This window comes from Amycolatopsis tolypomycina (genome assembly GCF_900105945.1).
GTDB lineage: Bacteria > Actinomycetota > Actinomycetes > Mycobacteriales > Pseudonocardiaceae > Amycolatopsis > Amycolatopsis tolypomycina.
In genome coordinates this window covers 1830822-1854765 of the sequence record NZ_FNSO01000004.1, presented here as the reverse complement: position 1 = coordinate 1854765, position 23944 = coordinate 1830822, and the positions used below count along the sequence as shown (strand labels likewise).

The following is a 23944-nucleotide window of genomic DNA, read 5'->3' as shown; positions in this document are numbered from 1 at the left end:
TGGGAGACGAGCCTTCAGCCCGGCGTCACGTCCAGCGGCAGGTGCCGCACGCTCACGATCACCGACGGGTTCTGGAACACCACCGGAGCGTCCGTCGCGACCGCCATGTCCCGGAAGCGCTCGAACAGCACCTCGAACGCGATCCGCCCCTCCAGCCGCGCCAGCGGGGCGCCGAAGCAGAAGTGGATGCCGTGGCCGAACGTCAGGTGCGGGTTGGGGTTGCGTGCCGGGTCGAACACGTCCGGGCGGTCGAAGAACGCCGGGTCGCGGTTGGCCGCCGCCAGGTCCGCCATCACGATCGAGTTCTCCGGGATGCGGTGGCCGCCCAGCTCGGTCTCGCCCGTCGTGCGGCGGCCCAGCTCCGGGAACGGCGGCAGCATCCGGAGCACCTCCTCCAGCGCCGGCGGCAGGGCGCCCGGTGACGACCGCAGCTCCGCCGCCGCGGCCGGGTTGCGGTCGAACGTCACCACCGCGTTGCCCAGCAGCGCCGTCGTCGTGATGTGGCCCGCGATCAGCAGCAGCGCCACGAACCCGACGATCTCCTGGTCCTCCAGGCGCTCGCCGTTGAACTCCGCCTCGACCAGCCGGCTCGTCAGGCCCGGGCCGGGGTGGGCGCGGTGGTGGCGGATGTGGTCGAGGATGTAGGCGTTCATCTCGCGGATGGTCGGCGCGATCGCGTCCAGCGCGCGCTGGATGTCTTCCATGTCGGCCGACTCGCCGAGCTGGTCGCCGCTGAACAGCACCTGGGCCCAGCGGGTGAACAGCGGGCGGTCCGCCACCGGGACGCCGAGCAGCTCCGCGATCACGATGATCGGCAGCGGGTACGCCAGCGCGTCGACGACGTCGAAGCGGGACTCCCCCGCGACCTCGTCGAGCAGCTCGCCGGCGATGGCCCGGATCCGCGGCTCCAGCCCGGCCACCACGCGCGGGGTGAACGCCTGGCTGACCAGGGTGCGCAGCTTGCGGTGGTCCGGCGGGTCCATCCCGACGAAGTTGCCCTTGCGGAAGGTCTCGAAGTCCTCCTGGACCGGCGTCAGCCCGCTGAAGTCCGACGAGAACGCCGCCGGGTCGGACAGCACCCGCGAGACGCCAGGGTGGTCCAGTACCCGCCACAGCCCGCGCTCCTCGTCGTGGTGGACCGGCCCGCGCTCGCGCAGCTCGGCCGAGCGCGCCAGCAGCTCCTCGAAGGCGAACGAGACGCCGGATTCCTGGGTGGTCATGACGTTTTCTCCTCGGTCGTCGGCTGGGGTTCGGGGACGAGGGTGTCGGCGCGCGGGAAGCGGCGCAGGGTCGGGCTGACCGTGACGACCAGGGTGACCAGGGCGATCCCGGCGGCGCAGAGCACGACGGCGCCGGTGCCGGGGAACGCCTCCACCACCACGCCGCCGAAGGCGGGCCCGGTCGCCGCGGACACGCCGCCGATCACGCCCATCACGCTGGTCAGGCGGCCGCGCAGGCGGTCGGGGGTGAGCAGCAGCTGGTAGGTGCCGATCGTCGTGTTCGCCGTCGGCGGGAGCAGCGCCATGGCGACGAACAGCGCGCCCAGCAGGTAGCCGTCGTGGATCACGGCGGCCAGCGGGGTCAGCAGGGTCAGCACCCAGAACACGCTCATGATCGACACGTACGGGCTGAGCCGCCGCTGCAGGTAGGGCGCGATCAGCGAGCCGACCACGCCGCCGACGCCGAGCATCGCGGCCATCACGCCGATCTCGCCCGAGGTGACGCCGCGCTCCTTGGCCAGCACGATGATGACGATGTAGTAGGCGCTGAAGAAGAAGTTCAGGCTCACCGCGCACGCCACCGTGACGCGCACGTGCCGTTCGCTCCACACCCAGCGCAGCCCTTCGGCCATCTCCTTGCCGAGGTGCCCGCCTGCCGGCTGGGCGGGCTCGCGGCGGGGCGCCCGGACGAACGTCAGCGCGACCAGCGAGATCAGGTGGACGAGCACGTCGAAGGCGAACGGGACGGCCCGCCCGATGCCGTAGAGGAACCCGCCGACCGCGGTGCCCGAGAGCTGGCCGAGCGCGCCGCGCGCGGAGTTCATCGCCACCGCCGTCGGCAGCTGGGCCGACGGCACGACCCCGGCCAGCATCGCGCCTTCGGCCGGGCCGAACAGCGACCGGCAGCAGCCCATGACCGCGGCGACCGCGATGAGGTGCGGGACGCTCACGCGGTCCCACCAGATCGCCGCCACCAGGCTCCCCACCACCAGCGCGTACACCGCTTCGCAGCCGAGCAGGATCTTCTTGCGGTCCCACCGGTCCGCCAGCGCGCCCGCGGGCAGGCCGGCGACCAGCTGGGCCATCGCGTCGACGCCGAGCACCACGCCGGACAGCGCGGGCGAGCCGGTCACCGCCAGCACCAGCAGCGGCAACGCGATCATCGACGCGCTGAAGCCGGCCTCCGACAGCGCCTGGCTGCCCCACAGCAGCTGGTAGTTCCGGTTGCGCGAAAGCCGTGTGGTCACCGCCGCTCCTTCCGCCGGCCGGGCGCCTTGCCGCCGGCACTGTCGGCCGCGATCTGGCGCAGCGCCGCGGCGAAGTCGCCGGCCAGCGCTTCGGCCGTGGCCCGGTCGTGGCGGCCGGGCTGGTAGATCAGGGAGAACACGAGCTCGCCGTCCTGCACCGCGCCGACCAGGTCGAGCAGGTGCGGGTGGTGCTCGGCCGGGTCGTGGTCGCGGCCGAGCGAGCCGCGGACGGCCGCGTAGAGGCTCTCGGCCGTCGTCGCCGCGCCGGTCCCGTCCCACTGGCCGAGGTAGTTGAACGAAATCTGCGGGGTGCGACCGGCGAGCCGCTCCCGGACCTTCGGCTCGCCGAGGTGGCGGAGGGCGCCGTAGCCGAACCCGTTGCCGGGGATGGCCCGCAGCTGCTTGCGGACGGACTTGACGAGCGTGCGCCAGTCCGCGGTGTCCGTCATGGACAGTGCGACCGGGTACAGCGTGGTGAACCAGCCGACGGTCCGGTTGAGGTCGACGCCGTCGAGGACGTCCTCCCGGCCGTGGCCTTCCAGCGCGATCGCCACGTCCGGGCGGCCGGTCCACCGGGCCAGCGCCCAGGCCAGCGCGGTGAGCAGGACGTCGTTGACGCGCGTGCGGTAGGCCGACGGCGCCGAGCGCAGCAGGGCGTCGGTGTCGTCGGCGTCGAGCACCACGGTGACCTCCGCCGTGCCGGTGTCCGTGCTGGTGTCCGTGCTGGTGTCGCTGCCGTCGTGGTCCACGGGCAGGTCGACGGCGGCGGGCAGGCCGGTCCAGTACGCGAGTTCGTCGTCGAACCCGCCGGCGCGGACGTGGTCGCGCAGGCGGTGCGCCCAGTCCCGGAACGACGTCGTCCGCGGGCCGAGGTCGACCGGGACCTCCCGGGCGGCCTGGCGGTAGGCCGTGTCGAGGTCGTCGAGCAGGATGCGCCAGGAGACGGCGTCGACCACGACGTGGTGCGCGGCGAGGAACAGCCGCGGCCGCCACGCCGGACCGGCGGTGACCAGGACCGCGGCCAGCAGCGGGCCCGCGGTGAGGTCGAACCCGGCGTGGACGGCGTCGGCGATCCGTTCGAGCGCGGCCGCCCGCTCGGCCTCGGGCACGGCGGTGAGGTCCTCGTGCCGCAGGACGGGCACCGGTTCGAGGTCGGCGTTGTGCTGCTGCCAGCCGTCTTCGGTGCGGGTGAAGCGCATCCGCAGGGCGTCGTGGTGGGTCCACACCGCGGCCAGGGCTCGTCGCAGGGCGGCGGCGTCGAAGCCGTCGGCCAGCTCGACCAGCATCGACTGGTTGAAGTGGTGCGGGTTGACGGTGTGGGTGGCGAAGAACCAGTCCTGGATCGGCGTGAGCGGCACCGGCCCGACGACCGGGCCGTCCGCTTCGGTGGGGGCGGCCACCGCGCCGGCTTCGGGGGCGAGCGCGGCGACGGTCTGGTGCAGGAAGATGTCCTTTGTGGACACCTGGAGGCCTGCCTGCCGGGCCCGGGACACGACCTGCATGCTGAGGATCGAATCGCCGCCCAGCTCGAAGAAGTTGTCGGCGGTGCCGACCCGGTCGAGGCCGAGGACCTGCGCCCAGATCTCGCAGAGCGCGCGCTCGGCCGGAGTCACCGGCTCGACGTGCCGTCCGGCGGGCTCGGCCGCGGCGGCGACCACCGGCAGCGCGCGGCGGTCGACCTTGCCGCTCGGGCTCAGCGGCAGCGCGGGCAGCTCCAGCATGGCCGAGGGCACCAGGTGGCCGGGCAGCGACCGGGCGAGGAATTCGCGCAGCTCCCCGACCGGCTCGGCGCCCGGTTCGGCGACGAAGCAGGCGACCAGGCGCTTGTGGCCCGAGGAGTCCTGCTGGACGGCGGCCACGGCGGCGGCCACCCCGGGGTGCCGGGTCAGTGCCGCCTCGACCTCGCCGAGCTCGATGCGGAAGCCGCGGACCTTGACCTGGTCGTCGGCCCGGCCGGTGTACTCGAGGTGCCCGGCGCCGGTCCACCGGACGACGTCGCCGGTGCGGTACATCCGTTCCCCCGGCACGCCGAAGGGGTTGGCGACGAACCGGTCCGCGGTCAGGCCGGGCCGGTCGAGGTAGCCGCGGGCGAGACTCGGCCCGGCGACGTACAGTTCGCCGGCCACGCCGATCGGCACCGGTTCGAGCACCGCGTCGAGCACGTACACGCGGGTGTTCGGGATCGGCCGACCGATGGGCGGCGGCGTGCCGGGGACCAGCGGATCGCTCCAGGTGGCGACGATGGTCGATTCGGTGGGGCCGTAGGCGTTGATCATGCGCCGCCCGGGCGCCCACCGGTCGACGAGCTCGGCGGAACAGGCATCCCCGCCGACGACGAGCGTGCGCAGGTCCGGCAGGTCGGTGGCGGGCACGGTGGCCAGCGCGGCGGGCGGGATCAGGGTGTGCGTGATCCGGTGGGTGCCGAGGAAGTCGCCGAGGGGTTCGCCGAGCAGCGGCTCGGGCGGGACGACGACGAGCGCGGCACCGGCGGGGAGGGCGAGGCAGAGTTCGAGGACGGAGGCATCGAAGCTCGGCGAGGAGTAGGCGAGGACACGGTCGCCCTCGCGGACTCGGAAGTGCTCGGCTTCGGCCGCGGCGAAGGAGGCGAGCCCGGCGTGCGTGACGACCACGCCCTTGGGGCGGCCGGTGGAGCCGGAGGTGTAGATGACGTAGGCAGGGTGGTCGGGCCGCACCGGGATGGCGGTGGTGGGCTCGGCCGGAACCGCCGCGGCGGCCACCGTCGCACCCTTGCCCACGTCACTCGCACCGTCGCCCGGCTCGCCGTCGAACAGGGCCGGGTCGTCGAGGGCCAGCACCTCCACCCCCTCCGGCACCGGCGGTGCCAGCCCCGCCAGGGTCAGCACCAGGGCCGGGCGGGCGTCCGACAGCATGAAACTGATGCGCTCGATCGGATACGTCGGGTCCACCGGGACGAACGCCCCACCGGCCTTCCACACCGCCAGCTGCGCAACCACGATCTCCACCGAACGCGGCAACGCCAGCGCCACGAGCCGCTCCGGCCCGATGCCGTACCCGGCCAGCACCGACGCCAACCGCGAAGCGCGGGCGTCCAGCTCCGCGTACGTCAGCGACGAATCCGCGATCACCGCCACCGCGTCCGGCGTCTGCCGCGCGCGGGCCGCGATCAGGGACGGCACCGAAAGCGGCTCCACCGGCACCGCGGTGTCGTTCCACTCCTCCAGCACCAGCGTTCGCTCGGCCGGGCCGATCAGCGGCAGGCGGGCCAGTGGCCGGTCCGGGTCGTCCGCCAGACCCGCCAACAGCACGCCCAGGTGGGCGGCCAGGCGGTCGATCGTGGCCGCGTCGAACAGGTCCGTGTTGTACGTCAGCGCCGCGCGCAGCTCGCCGCCGTCCTGCTGGAACTCCAGTGTCAGGTCGAAGTTCGCCGCCGTCGCGGGCTGGGGGATCTCCTCGGTCTCCAGGCCCGGCAGCCGGGTTGCCTCGCGGGGGCTGTTCTGCAGCACCACCATCACCTGGAACAACGGCGTGCGGCTCGGGTCGCGGCCCGGCTGGACCGCGTCGACGACCCGGTCGAACGGCAGGTCCTGGTGGTCGAACGCGGCCCGGACCCCGGCCGCGACTTCGTCGAGGAACGCCGGGAAAGCCAGCGAAGGACGGACCTGCGAGCGCAGCACCAGCGTGTTGACGAAGAACCCGACGAGCCCTTCCAGCTCGGGCCGCTCGCGCCCCGACGTCACCGTGCCGACGGCGACGTCGTCCTGCCCGGCCCAGCGGCTCAGCAGCACCTGGCAGGCCGCGACCAGCGTGGTGAACAGGGTCGCCGAACGCTGCCGGCTCAGCTGCTCGAGCCGCGCGGTCACCGCCGCCGGGACGACGATCTCGTGCGTCGCGCCGCGGGTGGTGCGCACCGGCGGGCGGGGCCGGTCGGTGGGCAGTTCCAGCGGGGTCAGGTCGCGCAGCTGCGAGGTCCAGTACTCCGTCTGGCCGGCCAGCACCCGCTCGGCGAGGCGGCCGCGTTGCCAGGCCGCGAAATCCGCGTACTGCACCGGCAGCGGCGGCAGGTCCGCCGGTTCGCCGCGCAGCGCCGCCGCGTAGAGCGCGCCGACCTCTTCGGCGATCAGGCCGTTCGACCAGCCGTCGGTGACGATGTGGTGCACCGTCACCGTGAGCACGTGCTCCCGCGGCGCGAGCCGGATCAGCTTGGCCCGCAGCAGGGGCCCTTCGGCCAGGTCGAACGGCTGCGCACCGTCGGCGCGCAGGATCTCCGCCAGCTCCTCCTCCCGCGCGTCGACCACCGGCAGCGGCACCGGCGACGGCGGGTGCACGATCTGGACGCCGTGGCCGTCGGCCGAGCCGAACGTCGTGCGCAGGGGCTCGTGCCGTTCGACCAGCGCGGTGAACGCCCCGGCGAGCGCGTCGACGTCCAGCTCGCCGCGCAGGCGGACCGCGGAGCTGGTGACGTACTCGGTGCCGCCCGGCTCGAACTCGTCGAGGAACCACAGCCGCTGCTGGGCGAAGGACTGCGGCAGCTCGCCGTCGCGGGGCACGGCCGGGATCGGGTCGGCCGCCGTGCCGCCGACGGTTTCGATCGCGGCGGCGAGCCGGGACACCGTCGGGTGGGCGAACACCGCCCGCGGTGACAGCGACACGCCGCATTCGGCCAGCAGCCGGGAGACGAGGCGGATGCTGAGGATCGAGTCGCCGCCGAGCTCGAAGAAGTTGTCCTTCGCGCCGACCCGCTCGACCCCGAGCAGCCGCTGCCAGATCCCGGCGACCGCACGCTGGGCCGGCGTCGACGGCTCGACGTAGGGGCGCTGCGACGGCACCGGGCCGTCCGGGACCGGCAGCGCCCGACGGTCGACCTTCCCGTTGCGGTTCAACGGGAGCGCGGCCAGCACGAGCACCACGGCGGGCACCATGTACTCGGGCAGCGCCGCGGCGGCGTGCGCGCGCAGCTCGTCCGGATCCGCGGCCCGCTCGAGGACGACGTGCGCGACGAGCCGCCGGGTGCCGGCGGGGTCCGGGTGGACGCTCGCCACCGCCTGCGCGACCGCGGGGTGCGTGGCCAGCACGGCCTCGACTTCGGCGAGCTCGATCCGGAACCCGCGCAGCTTGACCTGGTCGTCGGAGCGGCCGAGGAACACGAGTTCGCCGTCCGCGCCGCGCCGGACGACGTCGCCGGTGCGGTACATCCGCTCCCCCGGCGCGCCGAACGGGTCGGGGACGAACCGCTCGGCGGTCAGCCCGGGCCGGCCGAGGTAGCCGCGGGCCAAGCCGGCGCCGGCCAGGCACAGCTCGCCGGGGGCGCCGGCGGGCAGCGGCCGCAGCTCGGCGTCCAGCACGTACGCCCGCATGCCGTCGAGGGGACGGCCGATCGGCACCGGCTCCGGAACTTCCGAGCCGGTCATCCGGAACGACGTGGCGAAGGTGGTGGTCTCGGTGGGGCCGTAGCCGTCGACCACGACCAGGCCGGGGCAGGCGGCCTGGACCGCCCGCACCACGGCGGGCGGGACGACGTCGCCGCCGGTCCACACCTCGCGCAGGCCGCGCAGGCAGTCCGGGGCGTCCTGGGCGAGCAGCCGGAAGAGCCCGGCGGTCAGCCACGCCGACGTCACGTCGTGCGCGGACACCGCGCGCCGCAACGACGCGGGCGTCAGGTCCGGCCCGTCGGGAAGGACCGTGGCGCCGCCGGTGAGCAGCGGGACCCACAGCTCGTAGGTGGACGCGTCGAAGGCCAGCGGCGAGTGGGCGAGGACCCGCGTGTGGGCGCCGCCGCCGAACCGGCCGTCCTGGGCCAGCGCGGTGATGTCGCGGTGGCGCACGGCGACGCCCTTGGGGACGCCGGTGGACCCCGAGGTGTACATGACGTAGGCGAGGTTCTCGGGGCCCGCAAGCGTTTGCGGGGCGACGGGAGACCGCTGCCGGCCGACCGTCAGCACCGGTCCACTGTGGACGGCTTCGGCCGTCGGCACCCAGGTGTCGCCGGAGAGCACGACCGACACTCCGGCCTCGGCGAGCACGGCCCGCAGCCGCTCGTGCGGCGCCCGGGTGTCCAGCGGCACGTAGGCCGCGCCGGCCTTGAGCACGGCGAGTTCGGCGACGACGTGCTCGACCGACGGTTCGAGCAGCAGCCCGATCCGGTCCTCGACGGCGACGCCGAGCCCCGCCAGGCGCGCGGCCAGGTGGTTCGCGCGCTCGTCCAGCTCCCGATAAGTCAGGGTCCGGTCGGCGAGCACCGCGGGGTCGTCCGGGTGGCGAGCGACCTGGTCGGCGAACAGCGCGGGCACGGTGGCCGGCGTCCCGGCGGCACCCGGGCCGTGGGCGTCGGCGAGCACCCGCGCGCGCTCGGCCGCGTCGACCCACGGCACCCGGGCCAGCGGCCGGTGCGGGTCCGCGGTGACGGCGTCGAGCAGCAGCACCAGGCGGTCGGTCAGGGCCGTGACGGTGGTGGCGTCGAACAGCGCCGGGTCGTAGGCGAGGTCGAGCGCGAGGCCTTCGTCGAGGGACGCGCGCAGGCACAGCGGGAAGTTCGTGGCGTCGGCCGAGGCGACCTCGACGACCCGGGGCGCCCCCGCGGTGGCGGGCTCGCTGATCGGGTAGTTCTCGAACACCACCATGCTGTCGAACAGGTTCTGCCCCGCCGGGACGTCGCTGAGCGGGCGCAGCCGGGCCAGCGACACGAAGTCGTGGTCGCGGGCCTCGCTCTGGGCCGCCTGCAGCTGCCCGAGCCACTCCGCGACCGGCAGCGCGGCGGCCACGCGGACGCGGGTGGGGATGGTGTTGATGAACAGCCCGATCATGGTCTCGACGCCGGCCAGGTCGGCCGGGCGGCCCGAGACCGTGGTGCCGAAGACGACGTCACGGTCGCCGGAGAGCAGCGCCAGCAGCAGCGCCCAGCCGCCCTGCACGACGGTGTTGACGGTCAGGCCGTGGGTCCGGGCGAACTCGCGCAGCCGCAGGGTCGCGGCCCGCGCCAGCTCGATCCGGACGGAGTCGGTGGAGCGGGACTGGTGGGCTTCGGCAGGCGGGCGGTCGTAGGGCAACGCCGTGGGGGCGTCGAAGCCGGCCAGGGCGTCCCGCCAGAACGCGTCGGCGGCGGCCTGGTCGCGGCCGGCCAGCCAGCCGAGGTAGTCGCGGTACGGGCGCCGGGTGACGAGGGCGGGCCGGACACCGGCGGTCGCGGCGGCGTACTGCTCGCAGGCTTCGGCGAAGACCTGCGCGGAGCTCCAGCCGTCGAACAGCACGTGGTGGGACGTCCAGATCAGGTCGACCTCGTCGCCGGGCAGGGCACCGATCGTCAGCCGGGTCAGCGGCGCACGGGTCAGGTCGAAGGGGATGGCGCGATCGGCCGCCAGGGCCCGGTCCAGCGCCGTTTCCCGCTCGGCAGGGCCGAGGTCGCGCCAGTCGTGGTGGGTGACCGGCAGGGTCGCCGTGCGGTCGACCACCTGCACGGGCTCCTCGACGCCGGTCCAGACGAGCCGGGTGCGCAGCACCGGCGTCCGGTCGACGACCGCCTGCCAGGCAGCGGCGAGCGCGGCCGGGTCGGTGACGCCGGCGAGCCGGATGCGGACCTGCTCGAAGTAGGCCGGGGAGCCGGCGTCGAGGAGGGTGTGGAACACCATCCCGGCCTGCAGCGGGGTGAGCGGGTAGATGTCCTCGACGCCGCGGCCGTCGCCGGCCACGGTGTCCAGCTCGGCCGCGGTCAGCCGGGCCAGGGGGAAGTCCGACGGCGTCCGGCCGCCGGCGTCCGGGCCGGCGCAGTGCGCGACGATCTCGCGCAGTGCCGCGACCACCTGCTCGGCGAGCCCGCGCACAGTCTCTTCGCGGTGGATGCCGGGCGCGTAGGTCCAGGCGAGTTCGAGCGCGCCGCCGTCGACGATGCCGACGACGTCGAGCAGCGCCGTGCGCGGCCGTTCGGGGTCGACGTCGTCACCGAGGTCGCCGCCCCAGCCCCGGTAGAGCCCCTCGGTGTCGCCGCCGGCCGTCCATTGTCCGTGGTAGTTCAGGGAGATCTGCGGCACCGGATCGTCGTGCCGCCGCAGCGCGCCGTAGCCGAGCCCCTTGCCGGGCACGGCTCGCAGCTGCTCCTTGACGGCCTTCAGGGTCGGACCCCAGTCATCGGCCGCGGGGAGGGTGAGCGCGACCGGGTACTCGGCGGTGAACCAGCCGACCGTGTGGGACAGGTCGAGGTCGGCGAAGATCTCCTCGCGGCCGTGCCCTTCCAGGGAGACCAGGACGCGGTCGCGGCCGGTCCAGCGGGCCAGCACCCGGCCCAGTGCGCTGAGCAGGACGTCGTTGATCTGTGTCCGGTAGACCTCGGGCACCTGGTGCAGCAGGGCGTCGGTGGTCTTGCCGTCCAGGCGGACGGTGACCGTGCGGGCGCTCCCGGCGGTGTTCTCCCCCACCGCGTCCACCGGCAGGTCGGGGACGACGCCGTCGAGCGTTTGCGTCCAGTACGGCAGTTCGGCGTCGAAGGCGTGCGAGGCCAGGCGATCGGCCCAGCGGAGGAAGCTGACCGGGGCCGGGCCGAGGTCGACCGGCCGGCCGGAAACGGCCTGGCGGTAGGCGGTTTCGAGGTCGTCGAACAGGATCCGCCACGAAACACCGTCGATCACCAGGTGGTGGACGACCAGCAGCAGCCGCGGCGGCTGTCCGGGAGAGGTGATCAGGACGGGCGCGACGAGCGGGCCGCCCTCGACCCGCACAGTGGCACGGGCCTCGGCCGCCACCGACCTGGTGTTCCCATCGGACACGTGCCGCAGGGCTGGGATTTCCGCGTCAGGCCGGAATTCCTGCCTGCCGTCGCCGGTGAACCGGGTGCGCAGGGCGTCGTGGCGGCCGAGCACCGCGGCCAGCGCGGTTTCGAGGGCGGGCACGTCCACGTCCGGGTCGAGTTCGGCGAGCGTGGACATCGTGAAGTGGTCGTGGTGGCCGGTCTCGAAGAACCACCGCTGGATCGGGGTGAGCGGAGCCGGGCCGGTGCACCCGGTTTCGGGCTCGGCGGCCGCTTCGGCACCGGCGACGAGCGCGAGCTCGGCGATGCTCTGGTGCCGGAAGACGTCCCGGGAGGTCAGGCGCAGGCCGTGCCGCCGGGCCCGGGAGACGACCTGGATGCTGAGGATGGAATCCCCGCCGAGGGCGAAGAAGTTGTCGGTCACCCCCGGTTCGGCGATGCCGAGGACGTCGGCCCAGATCCCGGCCAGCAGCCGTTCGGTGTCGGTGCGCGGGGCGGTCCGGCCTTCGGCCGGGGCGGGGTGCACGGCGGGCGCGGGCAGCGCGCGGCGGTCGACCTTGCCGCTGGTGGCCAGCGGCAGCCGGTCGAGCGGGACGAACACCGACGGCACCAGGTGGTCGGGCAGGGTTTCCTTCAGCGCCGTCCGCAGCCGCACCGGATCCGCCGCGGACCCCGGGACCACGTAGGCGACGAGCCGGGCGTGCCCGTCGTCGCGGCGGGCGACGACCACCGTGTCGGCGACCTCCGGCAGGGCACGCAGGGCCGCCTCGACCTCGCCGGGCTCGATCCGGAAGCCGCGGATCTTGACCTGGTCGTCGACGCGGCCGAGGTACTCGAGGTGGCCTTCGGCGGTCCAGCGGGCGCGGTCGCCGGTGGCGTACATCCGGCTGCCGGGCGGGCCGAACGGGTTGGCGCGGAACCGATCCGCGGTCGGCCCGGGCCGGTTCAGGTAGCCGCGGGCCAGCTGGACGCCCGCCAGGTGCAGTTCGCCGGGTACGCCGATCGGGGCCGGGCGCAGCCGGTCGTCGAGGACGTAGGCCCGCACGTTGCCGAGCGGACGGCCGATCACCTCGCGCGGGGTCTCGCCGATCCGGCACAGGGTGGCGTCGACCGTGCACTCGGTCGGGCCGTACAGGTTGAACGCCGTGACGCCGTCGAGGTCGCTCAGCTCGCGCCACAGCGTTTCGCCGACGGCTTCCCCGCCGACCAGGAGCACGGGCGGGCAGTATCCCGCGTCCAGGAGGTGGCGGACGAACGACGGCGTCGAGTTGACCAGGTCGATCCGGTGCTCGGTGACGTACCGGGCGAGCACGGCCGGGTCGAGCCGGGTGTCGGCGTCGATCACGTGCAGCTCGTGGCCGGCGGTGAGCGCCAGCAGCACGGCTTCCCAGGACGCGTCGAAGGTGAACGCGGCGGTCAGCGCCACCCGCAGCCGGTCCTTCCCGGCCGCGGCGGTGAACTCCTCCGCGTGGTCGACGGCGAAGCCGGCCAGGGCACGGTGGCTCACGAGCACGCCCTTCGGCGTTCCGGTGGAACCGGAGGTGTAGATCGCGTAGGCCGCGTGGTCCGGGCTGATCGGGGTGCCGAGGCTCGTTCCGGGCCCGTCCGCGGCCACCGGTTCGGTGATCACGAGGACCGGCCGGGCGTCGGCCAGCAGGGCCTCCCGGCGCCGGGCGGGCAGCTCGGGGTCCAGGGGCAGGTAGACGGCGCCGGCCTTGAGGACGGCGAGGAGGGTGACGACCAGCTCGGCCGAGCGCGGCAGGGCGACGGCGACCAGGCGCTCGGGGCCGGCACCGCGGGCGACGAGGGCCCGCGCGATCCGGTTGGCCCGGGTGTCGAGTTCGGCGAAGGTCAGCGTCGTGTCGCCGGAGACCACCGCGGTCGCGTGCGGGGTCCGGGCGGCCTGCGCCTCGAACAGCCCGACGACGCTCGTGTCCGGCACCCGCCGGTCGGTCGCGTTCCACGTCTCGACGACCAGCGCCGCTTCGGCCGCGGGCAGCGGCAGGGTGTCGACGGGCCGGTCCGGGTCGGCCGTGACGGCGGCGAGCAGGACCGTCAGGTGCTCGGCGAAGCGGCGCACGGTCGCCGCGTCGAAGAGGTCGGTGTTGTAGTTCAGCAAGCCCCGCAGGCCGTCCGCGCGCTCTTCGAACTCGACGCTCAGGTCGAACCCGGCGGTGGTCATCGGCAGGACCAGCTCGCTCGCAGTCAGCCCGGCGAGGGCGGGCAGGCGGTTGCCGGCGTTCTGCAGCGTGACCAGGACCTCGAACAGCGGGGTGCGGCTCGGATCGCGGTCGGGGCTCAGCTCGTCGACGAGGCGCTCGAACGGCACGTCCTGGTGGGCGAAGGCGTCCAGGACGTGCCGGCGGACGCTGCCAAGCAGCTGCCCGAAGCCGTGCCGTCCGTCCACTGAGGACCGCAGGACGACCGTGTTGACGAAGAGCCCGACCAGGTCCTGGACGCCGGCGTGGTCACGGCCGGAGGTGACCGTGCCGACGGCGACGTCGTCCTGGCCGGACCAGCGGCGCAGCACCAGCTGGCAGGCCGCGACCAGCGCCGTGAACAGCGTCGTGTCGCGGTCGCGGCTCAGCCGGCGCAGCCCGTCGAGCGCCTCGGCGCCGAGGGTGAACTCGTGCTCGGCGCCGTTCGACGTCCGGGTGGCCGGCCGCGGGCGGTCGGTGGGCAGGTCCAGGGGGCGCAGGCCGTCGAGTTCGCGGCGCCAGAAGCCGAGCTGCTCGGCGAGGAAGTCGCCGGTGAGGCGTTCGCGCTGCCAGGCGGCGAAGTCCGCGTACTGGATGGGCAACGCGGGCAGTGCGGCGCGTTCGTCGCCGTAGAGGGTGGCGAGCTCGCCGGCGAGGACCCCCATCGACCAGCCGTCGGTGATGATGTGGTGCAGGGAAAGCACGAGCGCGTGGTCGTCGGCGGCCAGGCGGACGAGCCGGGCGCGCAGCAGCGGGCCGCGGGCGAGGTCGAACGGCCGGGCGAGGTCCTCGGCCAGCAGCCGCCGCAGGCCGTCCTCGCCGGACACTTCGGTGACCGGCAGCGCGAGCTGCCACGGCTCCCCCACGACCTGGCGCGGGCGGCCGTCGACCGACGGGAACGTGGTGCGCAGCGACTCGTGCCGGGCGATCAGCGCGGTGAGCGCGCGGGCGAGGGCGGCCGGCCGCAGGTCGCCGTGCAGCCGCACGCCGAAGACCGTGACGTGGTCCGTGCTACCCGGGGCGAACTCGTCGAGGAACCACAGGCGCTGCTGGGCGAAGGACAGCGGCAGCTCGCCGTCGCGGTCCGTTCGCGTGATCGCCGCGGTGCGCGGTGTCGCGGACGCGGCGGGCAGCGCGGCGGCCAGGCCGGCCACCGTCGGGTGGTCGAACACCGTCCGCGGGGACACGTCGACGCCGAAGGCCTCGCGCAGCGCGGAGGTGAACCGGATGCTGAGGATGGAGTCCCCGCCCAGCTCGAAGAAGTGGCCGTCGGCTCCGACGCGCTCCAGGCCGAGCACGGTGGCCAGGACCACGGCGGCCGTGCGTTCGGTTTCGGTGCGGGGTTCGACGAGGCTTTCGGTGCTCGCCTCGGTGGGCGCCGGCAGCGCCCGGTGGTCGAGTTTCCCGTTGCGCGTCAACGGCAGCTCGTCGAGCGGCACGAACGCCGAGGGCACCATGTAGTCCGGCAGCGACCGGCTCAGGTGCTCGCGCAGCCGCGCCGCGCTCGGCGGGGCGTCCGGGGTCGCGGCGACGACGTAGGCGACCAGCCGCTTGCGGCCGGGCTCGTCCTCGCGGGCCAGCACCGCGGCCGAGCCGACGTCCGGCAGGCCGAGCAGGGTGGCCTCGATCTCGCCCGGTTCGATGCGGAACCCGCGGATCTTGACCTGCTGGTCGGCGCGGCCGTGGTAGCGCAGGGCGCCGTCCCGGGTGCGGGACACGCGGTCGCCGGACCGGTACATCCGGGACCCGGGCGTACCGAACGGGTCGGCGACGAACCGGGCGGCGGTCAGGCCGGGCCGGCCGAGGTAGCCGCGGGCCAGCCCGGCACCGGCCACGTACAGCTCGCCGGGCACCCCGGCCGGGACCGGGTTCAGGTCCGCGTCGAGGACGTACCCGCGCAGGTCGGGCAAGGCGGTGCCGATGATCCCGGGACTATCCACTGTGTCCTTGTCGGACGCGAGGTCGTGCTCGGTGACGTGCACGGTGGTTTCGGTGATGCCGTACATGTTCACCAGCCGCGGCGCGCGGTCGCCGTGGCGGGCGAACCAGCCGGCCAGCCGGCGCGTGTCCAGTGCCTCGCCGCCGAAGATCACGTACCGCAGGGAAAGCCGCGCGCCGGGCTCGTCTTCGTCGGCCCGGATGAGCTGGTAGAACGCCGACGGGGTCTGGTTGAGCACGGTGACGCCTTCGTCGGCGAGCAGGCGCAGGAACTCCCGCGGCGAGCGCGACACCGCGTGCGGCACGACCACGAGCCGGCCGCCGTGCAGCAGCGGCCCCCAGATCTCCCAGACGGAGAAGTCGAACGCGTAGGAGTGGAACAGCGTCCAGACGTCGTCGGAGCCGAAGCCGAAGCGCTCGGTCGCGGCGAACAGGCGGGTGACGTTCCCGTGCGGGATCACCACGCCCTTGGGCAGCCCGGTCGAGCCGGAGGTGTAGATGACGTAGGCGGGGTGGTCCGGCGTGCAGCGCGACGGCGGGTCGGTGTCCGGGCCGTCGGCCACGTCGACGTCTTCGGGCCCGAGGACGGTGACGGGATCGGTGTCGGCGAGCATCCGCTCGACGCGTTCGGCCGGGGTGGCCGGGTCGATCGGCAGGTAGGCCGCCCCGGCCTTGAGCACGGCGAGGATCGCGACGACCTGCTCCGGCGAGCGCGGCAGGCGCAGCGCGACGAACCGTTCGGGCCCGGCGCCGAGCGCGATCAGCCGGTGGGCCAGGCGGTTCGCCCGCGCGTTCAGCTCGGCGTAGCTGAGGTGGGTGCCGTCGCCGGTGAGCGCGACCGCGTCCGGGTGCGCCGCCACCTGGGCGGCGAACCGCTCGGTGATGGTCGGCGCGGGCAGCGGCACGGGCTCGGCCGCGACGAGCTGCGCGCGATCGCCGGCCGACAGCCACGGCAGCCGGGCGATCGGGCGGTCCGGGTCCTGAGCGATGGCCAGGAGCAGGGTCTCCAGCCGGGCGGCGAGCGCGGCGGCCGTTTCCTCGTCGAACAGCGCCGGGTCGGTGCCCAGCTCGAAGCCCAGCCGCCGGTCGACGAAGGCGCGCAGGGTGACCGGGAACGTCGTGGCGTCGAGCGCGGTCACCTCGCGCAGGGTGACGCCCGCCTGCGCGGCGGCGTTCTCGTCGAAGGGGTAGTTCTCGAACGCGACCATGCTGTCGAACAGGTTCTGCCCCGCGGGGACGTCGCTGAGGGCCCGCAGCTTCCCGAGCGCGAGGAAGTCGTGGCGGCGGGCCTGGTTCTGCTCGTCCTGCAGCCGCCGCAGCCAGGCCGGCACCGGCTCGCCGCGGTCGATGTGGGTGCGCGTCGGGACGGTGTTGATGAACATCCCGATCATCGTCTCCACGCCCGGCAGGTCGTCGGGGCGGCCGGAGACGGTGGTGCCGAACACGACGTCGGCTTCGCCGCTGTGGTGGGCCAGCAGCAGCGCCCAGGCACCCTGCACGAGGGTGTTGACGGTCAGGCCGTGCCGCCGGGCAACCGTGCGCAGCCGCTCGGTGTCCTCAGTGGACAGCGACGTCCGGACCGTGCGCGAAGAACGCGTCCGGTGCGCTTGGGAAGGCGACCGGTCCCAGGGCAGCGGGGTCGGGGCGGCGAAGCCGGACAGCACGTCCCGCCAGTGGTCTTCGGCCGCGGTGACGTCCTGGGCGGCGAGCCAGCCGAGGTAGTCGCGGAACGGCCGGTGGGCAGGCACCCGCGGGACGCGGTGCTCGGTGAGGGCGGCGTACTGCTCGCACACCTCGGTGAAGATCTGGGCCAGGCTCCAGCCGTCGAGCACGATGTGGTGCGACGTCCACATCAGCAGCACGCGGTCGTGGGTCAGCGCGACGACGGCGAGCCGCATCAGCGGCGCGGTGGTGAGATCGAGCCCGGCGGCGGCGTCCTCGGCCGACAGCCGGTCCAGCTGGGCGTTCTGCTCGGCTTCGGACAGCCCGCGCCAGTCGTGGCGGGTGATCGGCACGACCGCCCGGTGCCGGACGATCTGCAGCGGTTCTTCGAGGCCGTCCCAGACCAGTTCGGTCCGCAGGACCGGGGTCCGGTCGGCGACCTGCTGCCAGGCCAGCGCGAAGGCGTCGGGGTCGCGGACGCCGTCCAGGAGCATCCGGGCCTGGTCGACGTAGGCGTCGGCCGTGGGGTCCAGGAGACTGTGGAACAGCATGCCGGCCTGCAGCGGGGTCAGCGGGTAGATGTCGTCGACCTCGCGGCCGTCCCCGACCAGCCTGTCCACTGTGGATTGATCGAGGCGGGCCAGCGGGAAGTCCGACGGGGTGCGGCCGCCGGCGTCCGGGCCGGCGCAGTGCGCGACGATCTCGCGCAGCCCGGTCAGCATCGCCTCGGCCAGTTCGCGGACGGTTTCTTCGTCGTTGACCTGGTCGGAGTAGGACCACGTCAGGGACAACGCACCGGACTCGACGACGCCCGTGACGTCCAGCTGGTAGGTGCTCGCCTCGCCCGGCGCGATGTCGGCGCCCGGGCTGTCGTGCCGGCCGCGGAACAGCCCGCCGTCGGCGGCCTGGGCGTCCCAGCGGCCGTGGTAGTTGAAGCAGACCTGCGGCAGCGGGAACGCCTGCAGCGCGTGCCCCGGCGCGCCGGGTTCGCCGAGGTACCGCAGGGCTTCGTAGCTCAGGCCGCGGCGCGGGACGGCCCGCAGCTGTTCCTTGACGGCCTTGAGGGTGGTGCCCCAGTCCCCCGACGGCGGCAGGTCGAGCGCCACCGGGAACTGCGTGGTGAACCAGCCGACCGTGCGGGAGAGGTCGACGCCGTCGAGGACGTCCTCGCGGCCGTGGCCCTCCAGGGCGATCAGCACACCGTTTTGCGGGGGGTCCGGGTGGCGGAGCCCCCGGCCCGGGGCGGAGCCCCGGATGTCACAGCCGTCCTGACCCGTGCGGTCGGCCAGCGCCCGGCCGAGCGCGCTCAGCAGCACGTCGTTGACCTGGGTCCGGTAGACCGCGGGGACGCGGTGCAGCAGCGCGTCGGTGTCCTCGGCGCCGAGGGTCACGGTCAGCGTGCGGGTGGAGCCGGTGGTGCCCGCGCCCGCGTGGTCGGCGGCCGGCGCCGCCGGGACCCGGCGGGCCACGCGCGTCCAGTGCTCGAGGTCGTCGTCGAACCCGCCGTCGCGCACGTGCTGTTCCAGCAGGTGGGCCCACCGGGTGAACGGGGTGGCCGTGCCCGCGAGCCGGACACCGGCCCCGGCGACGACCTGGCCGTAGGCGGTTTCGAGGTCGCCGAGCAGCAGCCGCAGCGACACGCCGTCGGTCACCACGTGGTGCACGGCGAAGAACAGCAGCGGCGGGCGCGTGCCGCGCAGGAGCAGCGCCGCGCCGGCGAGGGTGCCGGTGGTGAGGTCGAGGCCGGCCCGCACCTGCGCGGCCGCGGCTTCGATGCCGGCGCGCTGGCCGGCGTCGCCGAGGGAGGACAGGTCCCGGATGCGCAGCAGCCCGGTCTGCGGGTCCGGCGTGACTTCCTGCCGCCACTGCCCGTCGACGGTGAAGAACCGGGTCCGCAGGGCGTCGTGGTGGGCGACGACGGCGTCGAGGGCGGTCCGCAGCGCCTGCGGGTCGACGTCGGCGGGCAGTTCGAGCAGCTGCGACATCGTGAAGTGGTTCAGCGGCCCGTGGGTGGCGAAGAACCAGTGCTGGATCGGGGTGAGCGGCGCCGGGCCGGCGATCGGTCCCGCGGCCGGGGTTTCGGCCGCCGCCGGCTGCACCGCGGTCGCGAGGCCGGCGATGGTCTGGTGCAGGAAGATGTCCCGGGACGTGAGCCGCAGGCCCGCCTGCCGGGCCTGGGCGACCACCTGGATGCTGAGGATCGAGTCGCCGCCGAGGCCGAAGAAGTTGTCCTCGACGCCGATGCGGTCGTTGCCGAGCACCTCGGACCAGATCGCCACCAGCTGGTGCTCGACGGCGGTCCGCGCGGGCACGTAGGCCTGGCCACCGTCGGCCGGGGCGTCCGGGGCGGGCAGCGCCCGGCGGTCGACCTTGCCCTGCGGTGTCAGCGGAACGGCGTCGATCGGGACGAACGCGGACGGCACCAGGTAGTCGGGCAGCGTGGTCCGCAGGGCGGCCCGCAGGTCGTCCGGGGTGACGTCACCCACGACGTAGGCGACCAGCCGGGCGTGGCCGTCCGCCGGCCGGGTGGCCACGACGACGGCCGCGGCGACGCCGGGCAGGCGCACCAGCGCGGCCTCGACCTCGCCCGGCTCGACGCGGAAGCCGCGGATCTTCACCTGGTCGTCGAGCCGGCCCAGGTACTCGAGCTGTCCGTCCGCGGTCCAGCGGACGGAGTCGCCGGTGCGGTACATGCGTTCGCCCGGCGCGCCGAAGGGGTTGGCGACGAAGCTGCCGGCGGTCCGGCCCGGCCGGCCGAGGTAGCCGCGCGCGAGCTGGGCCCCGGCGAGGCACAGCTCGCCGGGCACCCCGACGGGCACCGGTCGCAGGTCCCGGTCGACGACGTAGGCGCGGGTGTTGGCCAGCGGTCGGCCCAGCACCGGACGGGCGGTTTCGCCGACCCGGCAGGACACCGCGTCCACTGTGTACTCGGTGGGGCCGTAGAAGTTGTGCGCCACGGTGACTTCGGCGCCGGCGAGGTCACGCCAGAGCGTGTCGTCGAGGGCTTCGCCGCCGAGCATGAGGATCTTCGGCCGGTGCCGCGGATCGGTCAGCAGGCCGGCGGGGATCAGCCGGCGCAGGTACGTCGGCGTGAGGTCGAGGAAGTCGATCCGGCGCTCGGCGATGTGGTCGACGAGCGCGTGGGCGTCGAGCCGCAGGTCCTCGCCGATCAGGTGCAGCTCGTGGCCGTCGGCCATGAGCAGCGGGCCCTCCAGGGAGGTGTCGAACGACAGCGTGGCGGTCAGCGCGACCCGCAGCCGCCGCCCGGGCGCGGCGAAGTCGGTGCGGTGGTTGAAGAGCAGGTTCGTGAGGTTGCGGTGCGGGACGGCCACGCCCTTCGGGCGGCCCGTCGACCCGGACGTGTAGATGACGTACGCCGTGTTGTCCGGCCGCAGCGGGCCGATCCGGTCGGCGTCGGCGAGGTCCGCGGCGGAGTACTCCGGCGGCGCGGCGGCGATGTCCGCCGGGCCGAGGACCAGGTGCGCACCGGCGTCGCGCAGCAGCAGCTCCTTCCGCTCGGCGGGCAGCGCCGGATCGATCGGCAGGTACACCGCACCGGCCTTGAGCACGGCGAGGAAGGCCACGATCGCGTCGGCGGTGCGCGGGAGGGCGAGGCCCACGACCCGCTCGGGGCCGGCGCCGAGCGTGACGAGGTGGCGGGCCAGGCGGTTGGCCATCGCGTTGAGCTCGGCGAAGCTCAGCGCGACGTCCCCGGCGACGAGCGCGGTCTCGTCCGGGCCGCGCTGGGCCTGGGACTCGAACAGCTCGGTGATCGTGGTCGCGGGGACGTCCAGTTCGGTGGCGTTCCATTCGGTGAGCAGCCGGTTCTCTTCGACAGCGGTGAGCAGCGGCAGGTCGCCGAGCAGCCGGTTCGCGTCGGCGGCGATCGCGGTCAGCAGCACGGTGAGGTGCTCGCCCAGCGCGACGGCGGTCCGCGCGTCGAACAGGTCGGTGTTGTACTCCAGCGAGCCTTCGAGGGCGTCCGCGGCCGGCTGGAACTCGACGGTCAGGTCGAAGTTGGCCGCGCGCCGGGCCACCTCGACCGGCTCGGCCGTCACCCCGGCGAACTCCACCGGCCCGGCCTGGCCGCCGTGCAGCAGGACCATGGCGTCGAACAGCGGGTTGCGGCTGGCGTCACGGTCGAGGTGCAGGGCCTCGACGAGCTTTTCGAACGGGGCTTCGGCGTGCTCGAAGGACTCCAGCACGGTCGTGCGGACGGCGTCGAGGAACGTCCCGAACGGCGCCACGGGATCCACAGTGGACCGGATGACGACGGTGTCGACGAAGAACCCCACGGTCCGCTGCAGTTCGGGCCGGTTCCGGCCGGAGACCACGGTCCCGATGGCGATGTCGGTGCGGCCGGTGTAGCGGGCGAAGAGCACCTGGCAGGCCGCGACGAGCACGGTGTACAGCGTGGTGTCGTGGACGCGGGCCAGCTCGGCCAGCCCGGCGGCGACGCCGGCCGGGACGCGGAAGTGGTGCACGGCCCCGGCGGTCGTGCGCACGGCCGGCCGCGGCCGGTCGGACGGCAGGTCGAGCGGTTCGACGCCGGCGAGCTGCGTCGTCCAGTAGGCGAGGTGCCGGTCGAGGGCGGGCCCGGCGAGCCGGTTCCGTTGCCACACGGCGAAATCGGCGTACTGGACGGCCGGCTCGGGCAGCTGGGCGACCTCCCCGCGGACGGCGGCCGCGTAGAGCGTGCCGAGCTCGCCGACCAGGATGCCCATCGATTCGCCGTCGGTGACGATGTGGTGGGCGGTGATCAGCAGCACGTGGTGCCCGTCGCCGACCCGCACCAGCAGCAGCCGCACCAACGGCCCGCGGCGAAGGTCGAACGAGCGGCCGTACTCGGCTTCCAGCACCTCGTCGAGGTCGGCCGGCCGCAGCGCGGGATCGGTGGTCAGGTCGACGGTCCGCACCGGGACTTCCGGAGCGTCGTGGACGACCTGCACCGGAGTGCCGCCGGCGTCGTCGATGGTCGTGCGCAGGGCTTCGTGGCGCGCCACCAGCTGCGCCAGCGCCCCGGTGAGCGCACCGGCGTCGAGGGGCCCGGTCAGCCGCAGCGCGACGGCGCTGTTGTATTCGGCATCCCCGGGCCGGAACTCGTCGAGGAACCACAGCCGCTGCTGGGCGAACGACAAGGGCAGGGCCTGCTCCCGCGGCGCCCGGCCGATGACATCGGACCGCTCCGCCCGCCCGGCCAGCCGGCGCTTGAGCGTCTCCCGCAACTCCGCGGGCAACGCGTCGATGCGGCTCTTCCTCGAGGTGGTCATCGCTTTCGTTTCCTTACAACGGGAGTTCGAATGGGAGTTCAAGAGGCCCGACGCCGCCGCCGGGCGACGCGGCCGCCCGCCTGCATCGCGCTGACGGTGCCGGTGGCCGGGTCGGTCAGGAAACGGCCGCCGATGATGCGGCGGCCGGTGGCCGGCTCGCGGACCGAAAACGATCCGTCGCGCAGCAGGGCCAGCTCCGGGTAGACCTCGCCGTCGACGACGAGGACCGCGTCGCCGTCCGCGCGGACGTCCACTTCGTACTCCAGGTCGCCGTTGGTGTAGTGGCCGGTCAGGTCCGCGGCCGGGCGGGCCGCCCGGTCGACGTCGCGGGGCAGCTCGTAGTCGCCGACCGGGATGCCTTCGAGCCGCAGGGCCGCCACGAGGTCCGTCCACAGTGCCGAGCCGGTGCTGCCGTTGGTGGTCAGCGCGACGACCCGGCCGTGCGCGGCGTCGATCCGCAGGTGGCACGACGTGCCGTCCGCGGTGCCGTCGTGGCCGCTCCAGTGAGCGTCGGGGCCGCGGTAGCCGGCCAGGCCGAGGCCCCACGTGTCCGCCAGCCCGAACGGCTCCGCCCCCGGCACCGGGCGGCGCATCAGCTCCACCAGGTCCGCCGGCAGCGGGCCGTCGGCGCCGCGGAACATCCCGCCGAACACCGCCAGATCCGAAGCGCTCAGCGCCAGTGCTCCGGCCGCGGCCTCGGCCGGGGTCAGGGTCTGCGCGACCGGACGAGCGCGGCCGGTCGCCGCGTGGACGGCGTGCCCGCTGACGTGCGCGCCGGTCCGGCGCCGCGCGCCCGGCTCGACGACGAACGCGGCGTCGATGCCGAGCTCGTCGAGCAGCAGTGTCTCCATCGCCTCCCACCAGCTCATCCCGGTGATGGCCTCGACCACGTAGCCGACGAGCACGTACCCGACGTTCGAGTAGGAGAAGCCCTGGCCGGGTGGCTGGACCAGCCCGGCGTCGTGGCAGGCCCGCAGGTACCGGCGGGCCGAGCCTGCTCCGTCGGCGGCGCCGAGCGCGGCCGGCAGCCCGCCGGTGTGGCTCAGCACCTGCCCGATCGCCGGCCGGCCGACCTGCGGGCCGAGACCGTCCAGGTGCTCGCCGAGCGGGTCGTCCGGGTCGAGGTCGCCGTCGGCGACGAGCAGCATCGCCAGCGCCGCGGTGAACGCCTTGGTGATGGAACCGACCGGGAACTTGGCGTCCGCGGTGACCTCCCCCGCCACGGCGGCGGCCCGCCGGTCGCCGTCGTGGACGACGAGCTGGGCGGCCGGGACGCCGTGCTTGTGGGCGAGGCCGGTGAGCAGCCGCTGCAGCCGCCCGTCGGCCACGGGTGCGGGGCCCCGCAGGGTGGACTGGGTGAGCGTCGAAGAAGAGGGCATGAGGGGGGACCTTCCGCGTCGGTGCAAGAGCCGGTCGTGAGGGAAAAGCGGGTGCTAACCCGCCTTTTCACTCACGACGGGCCGCGGCGGGCTCGGCGTCGGCGGCCATCTGCCGCTGCAGGCTCAGCGGCCGCATGTCGGTCCACACTTCGTCGACGTGGTCCATGCACTCCTGGCGGCCGCCGCGGAAGCCGTCGGCGCGCCAGCCCGCGGGGACCTCGTTGGCCACCGGCCACAGGGAGTACTGGCCCTCGTCGTTGACCAGAACCTGGAACTCGGCGTCGTCCTGCATGGGGTTCTTCCTTTCGGGTAAA

5 protein-coding genes are annotated in these 23944 nt (G+C 74.4%); all 5 read right to left on the bottom strand.

Going from position 1 to position 23944, the window contains the following annotated elements; all coding sequences use genetic code 11:
- Positions 1-14 precede the first annotated feature (14 nt).
- Entirely contained in the window at positions 15-1220 is a 1206-nt protein-coding gene (locus BLW76_RS19165) for a cytochrome P450 (protein WP_091309260.1), read from the bottom strand.
- Positions 1217-2467 carry an MFS transporter gene (locus tag BLW76_RS19160; protein ID WP_091309257.1) on the bottom strand — a complete coding sequence of 417 codons (1251 nt, stop codon included), beginning with the start codon at positions 2465-2467 and terminating at the stop codon, positions 1217-1219. The genes BLW76_RS19165 and BLW76_RS19160 overlap by 4 nt, the downstream gene beginning before the upstream one ends.
- Positions 2464-22251: a non-ribosomal peptide synthetase gene (locus BLW76_RS19155; RefSeq protein WP_091309254.1), complete on the bottom strand. Its 19788-nt coding sequence runs from the start codon at positions 22249-22251 to the stop codon at positions 2464-2466. Before BLW76_RS19155 ends, BLW76_RS19160 begins: the two co-directional genes overlap by 4 nt.
- Positions 22252-22289: 38 nt before the next feature.
- Positions 22290-23630 carry a serine hydrolase domain-containing protein gene (locus BLW76_RS19150; protein ID WP_091309251.1) on the bottom strand — a complete coding sequence of 447 codons (1341 nt, stop codon included), beginning with the start codon at positions 23628-23630 and terminating at the stop codon, positions 22290-22292.
- Positions 23631-23697: 67 nt separating this feature from the next.
- Positions 23698-23922 carry an MbtH family protein gene (locus tag BLW76_RS19145; protein WP_091309248.1) on the bottom strand — a complete coding sequence of 75 codons (225 nt, stop codon included), beginning with the start codon at positions 23920-23922 and terminating at the stop codon, positions 23698-23700.
- Between the last annotated feature and the right edge of the window lie 22 nt (positions 23923-23944).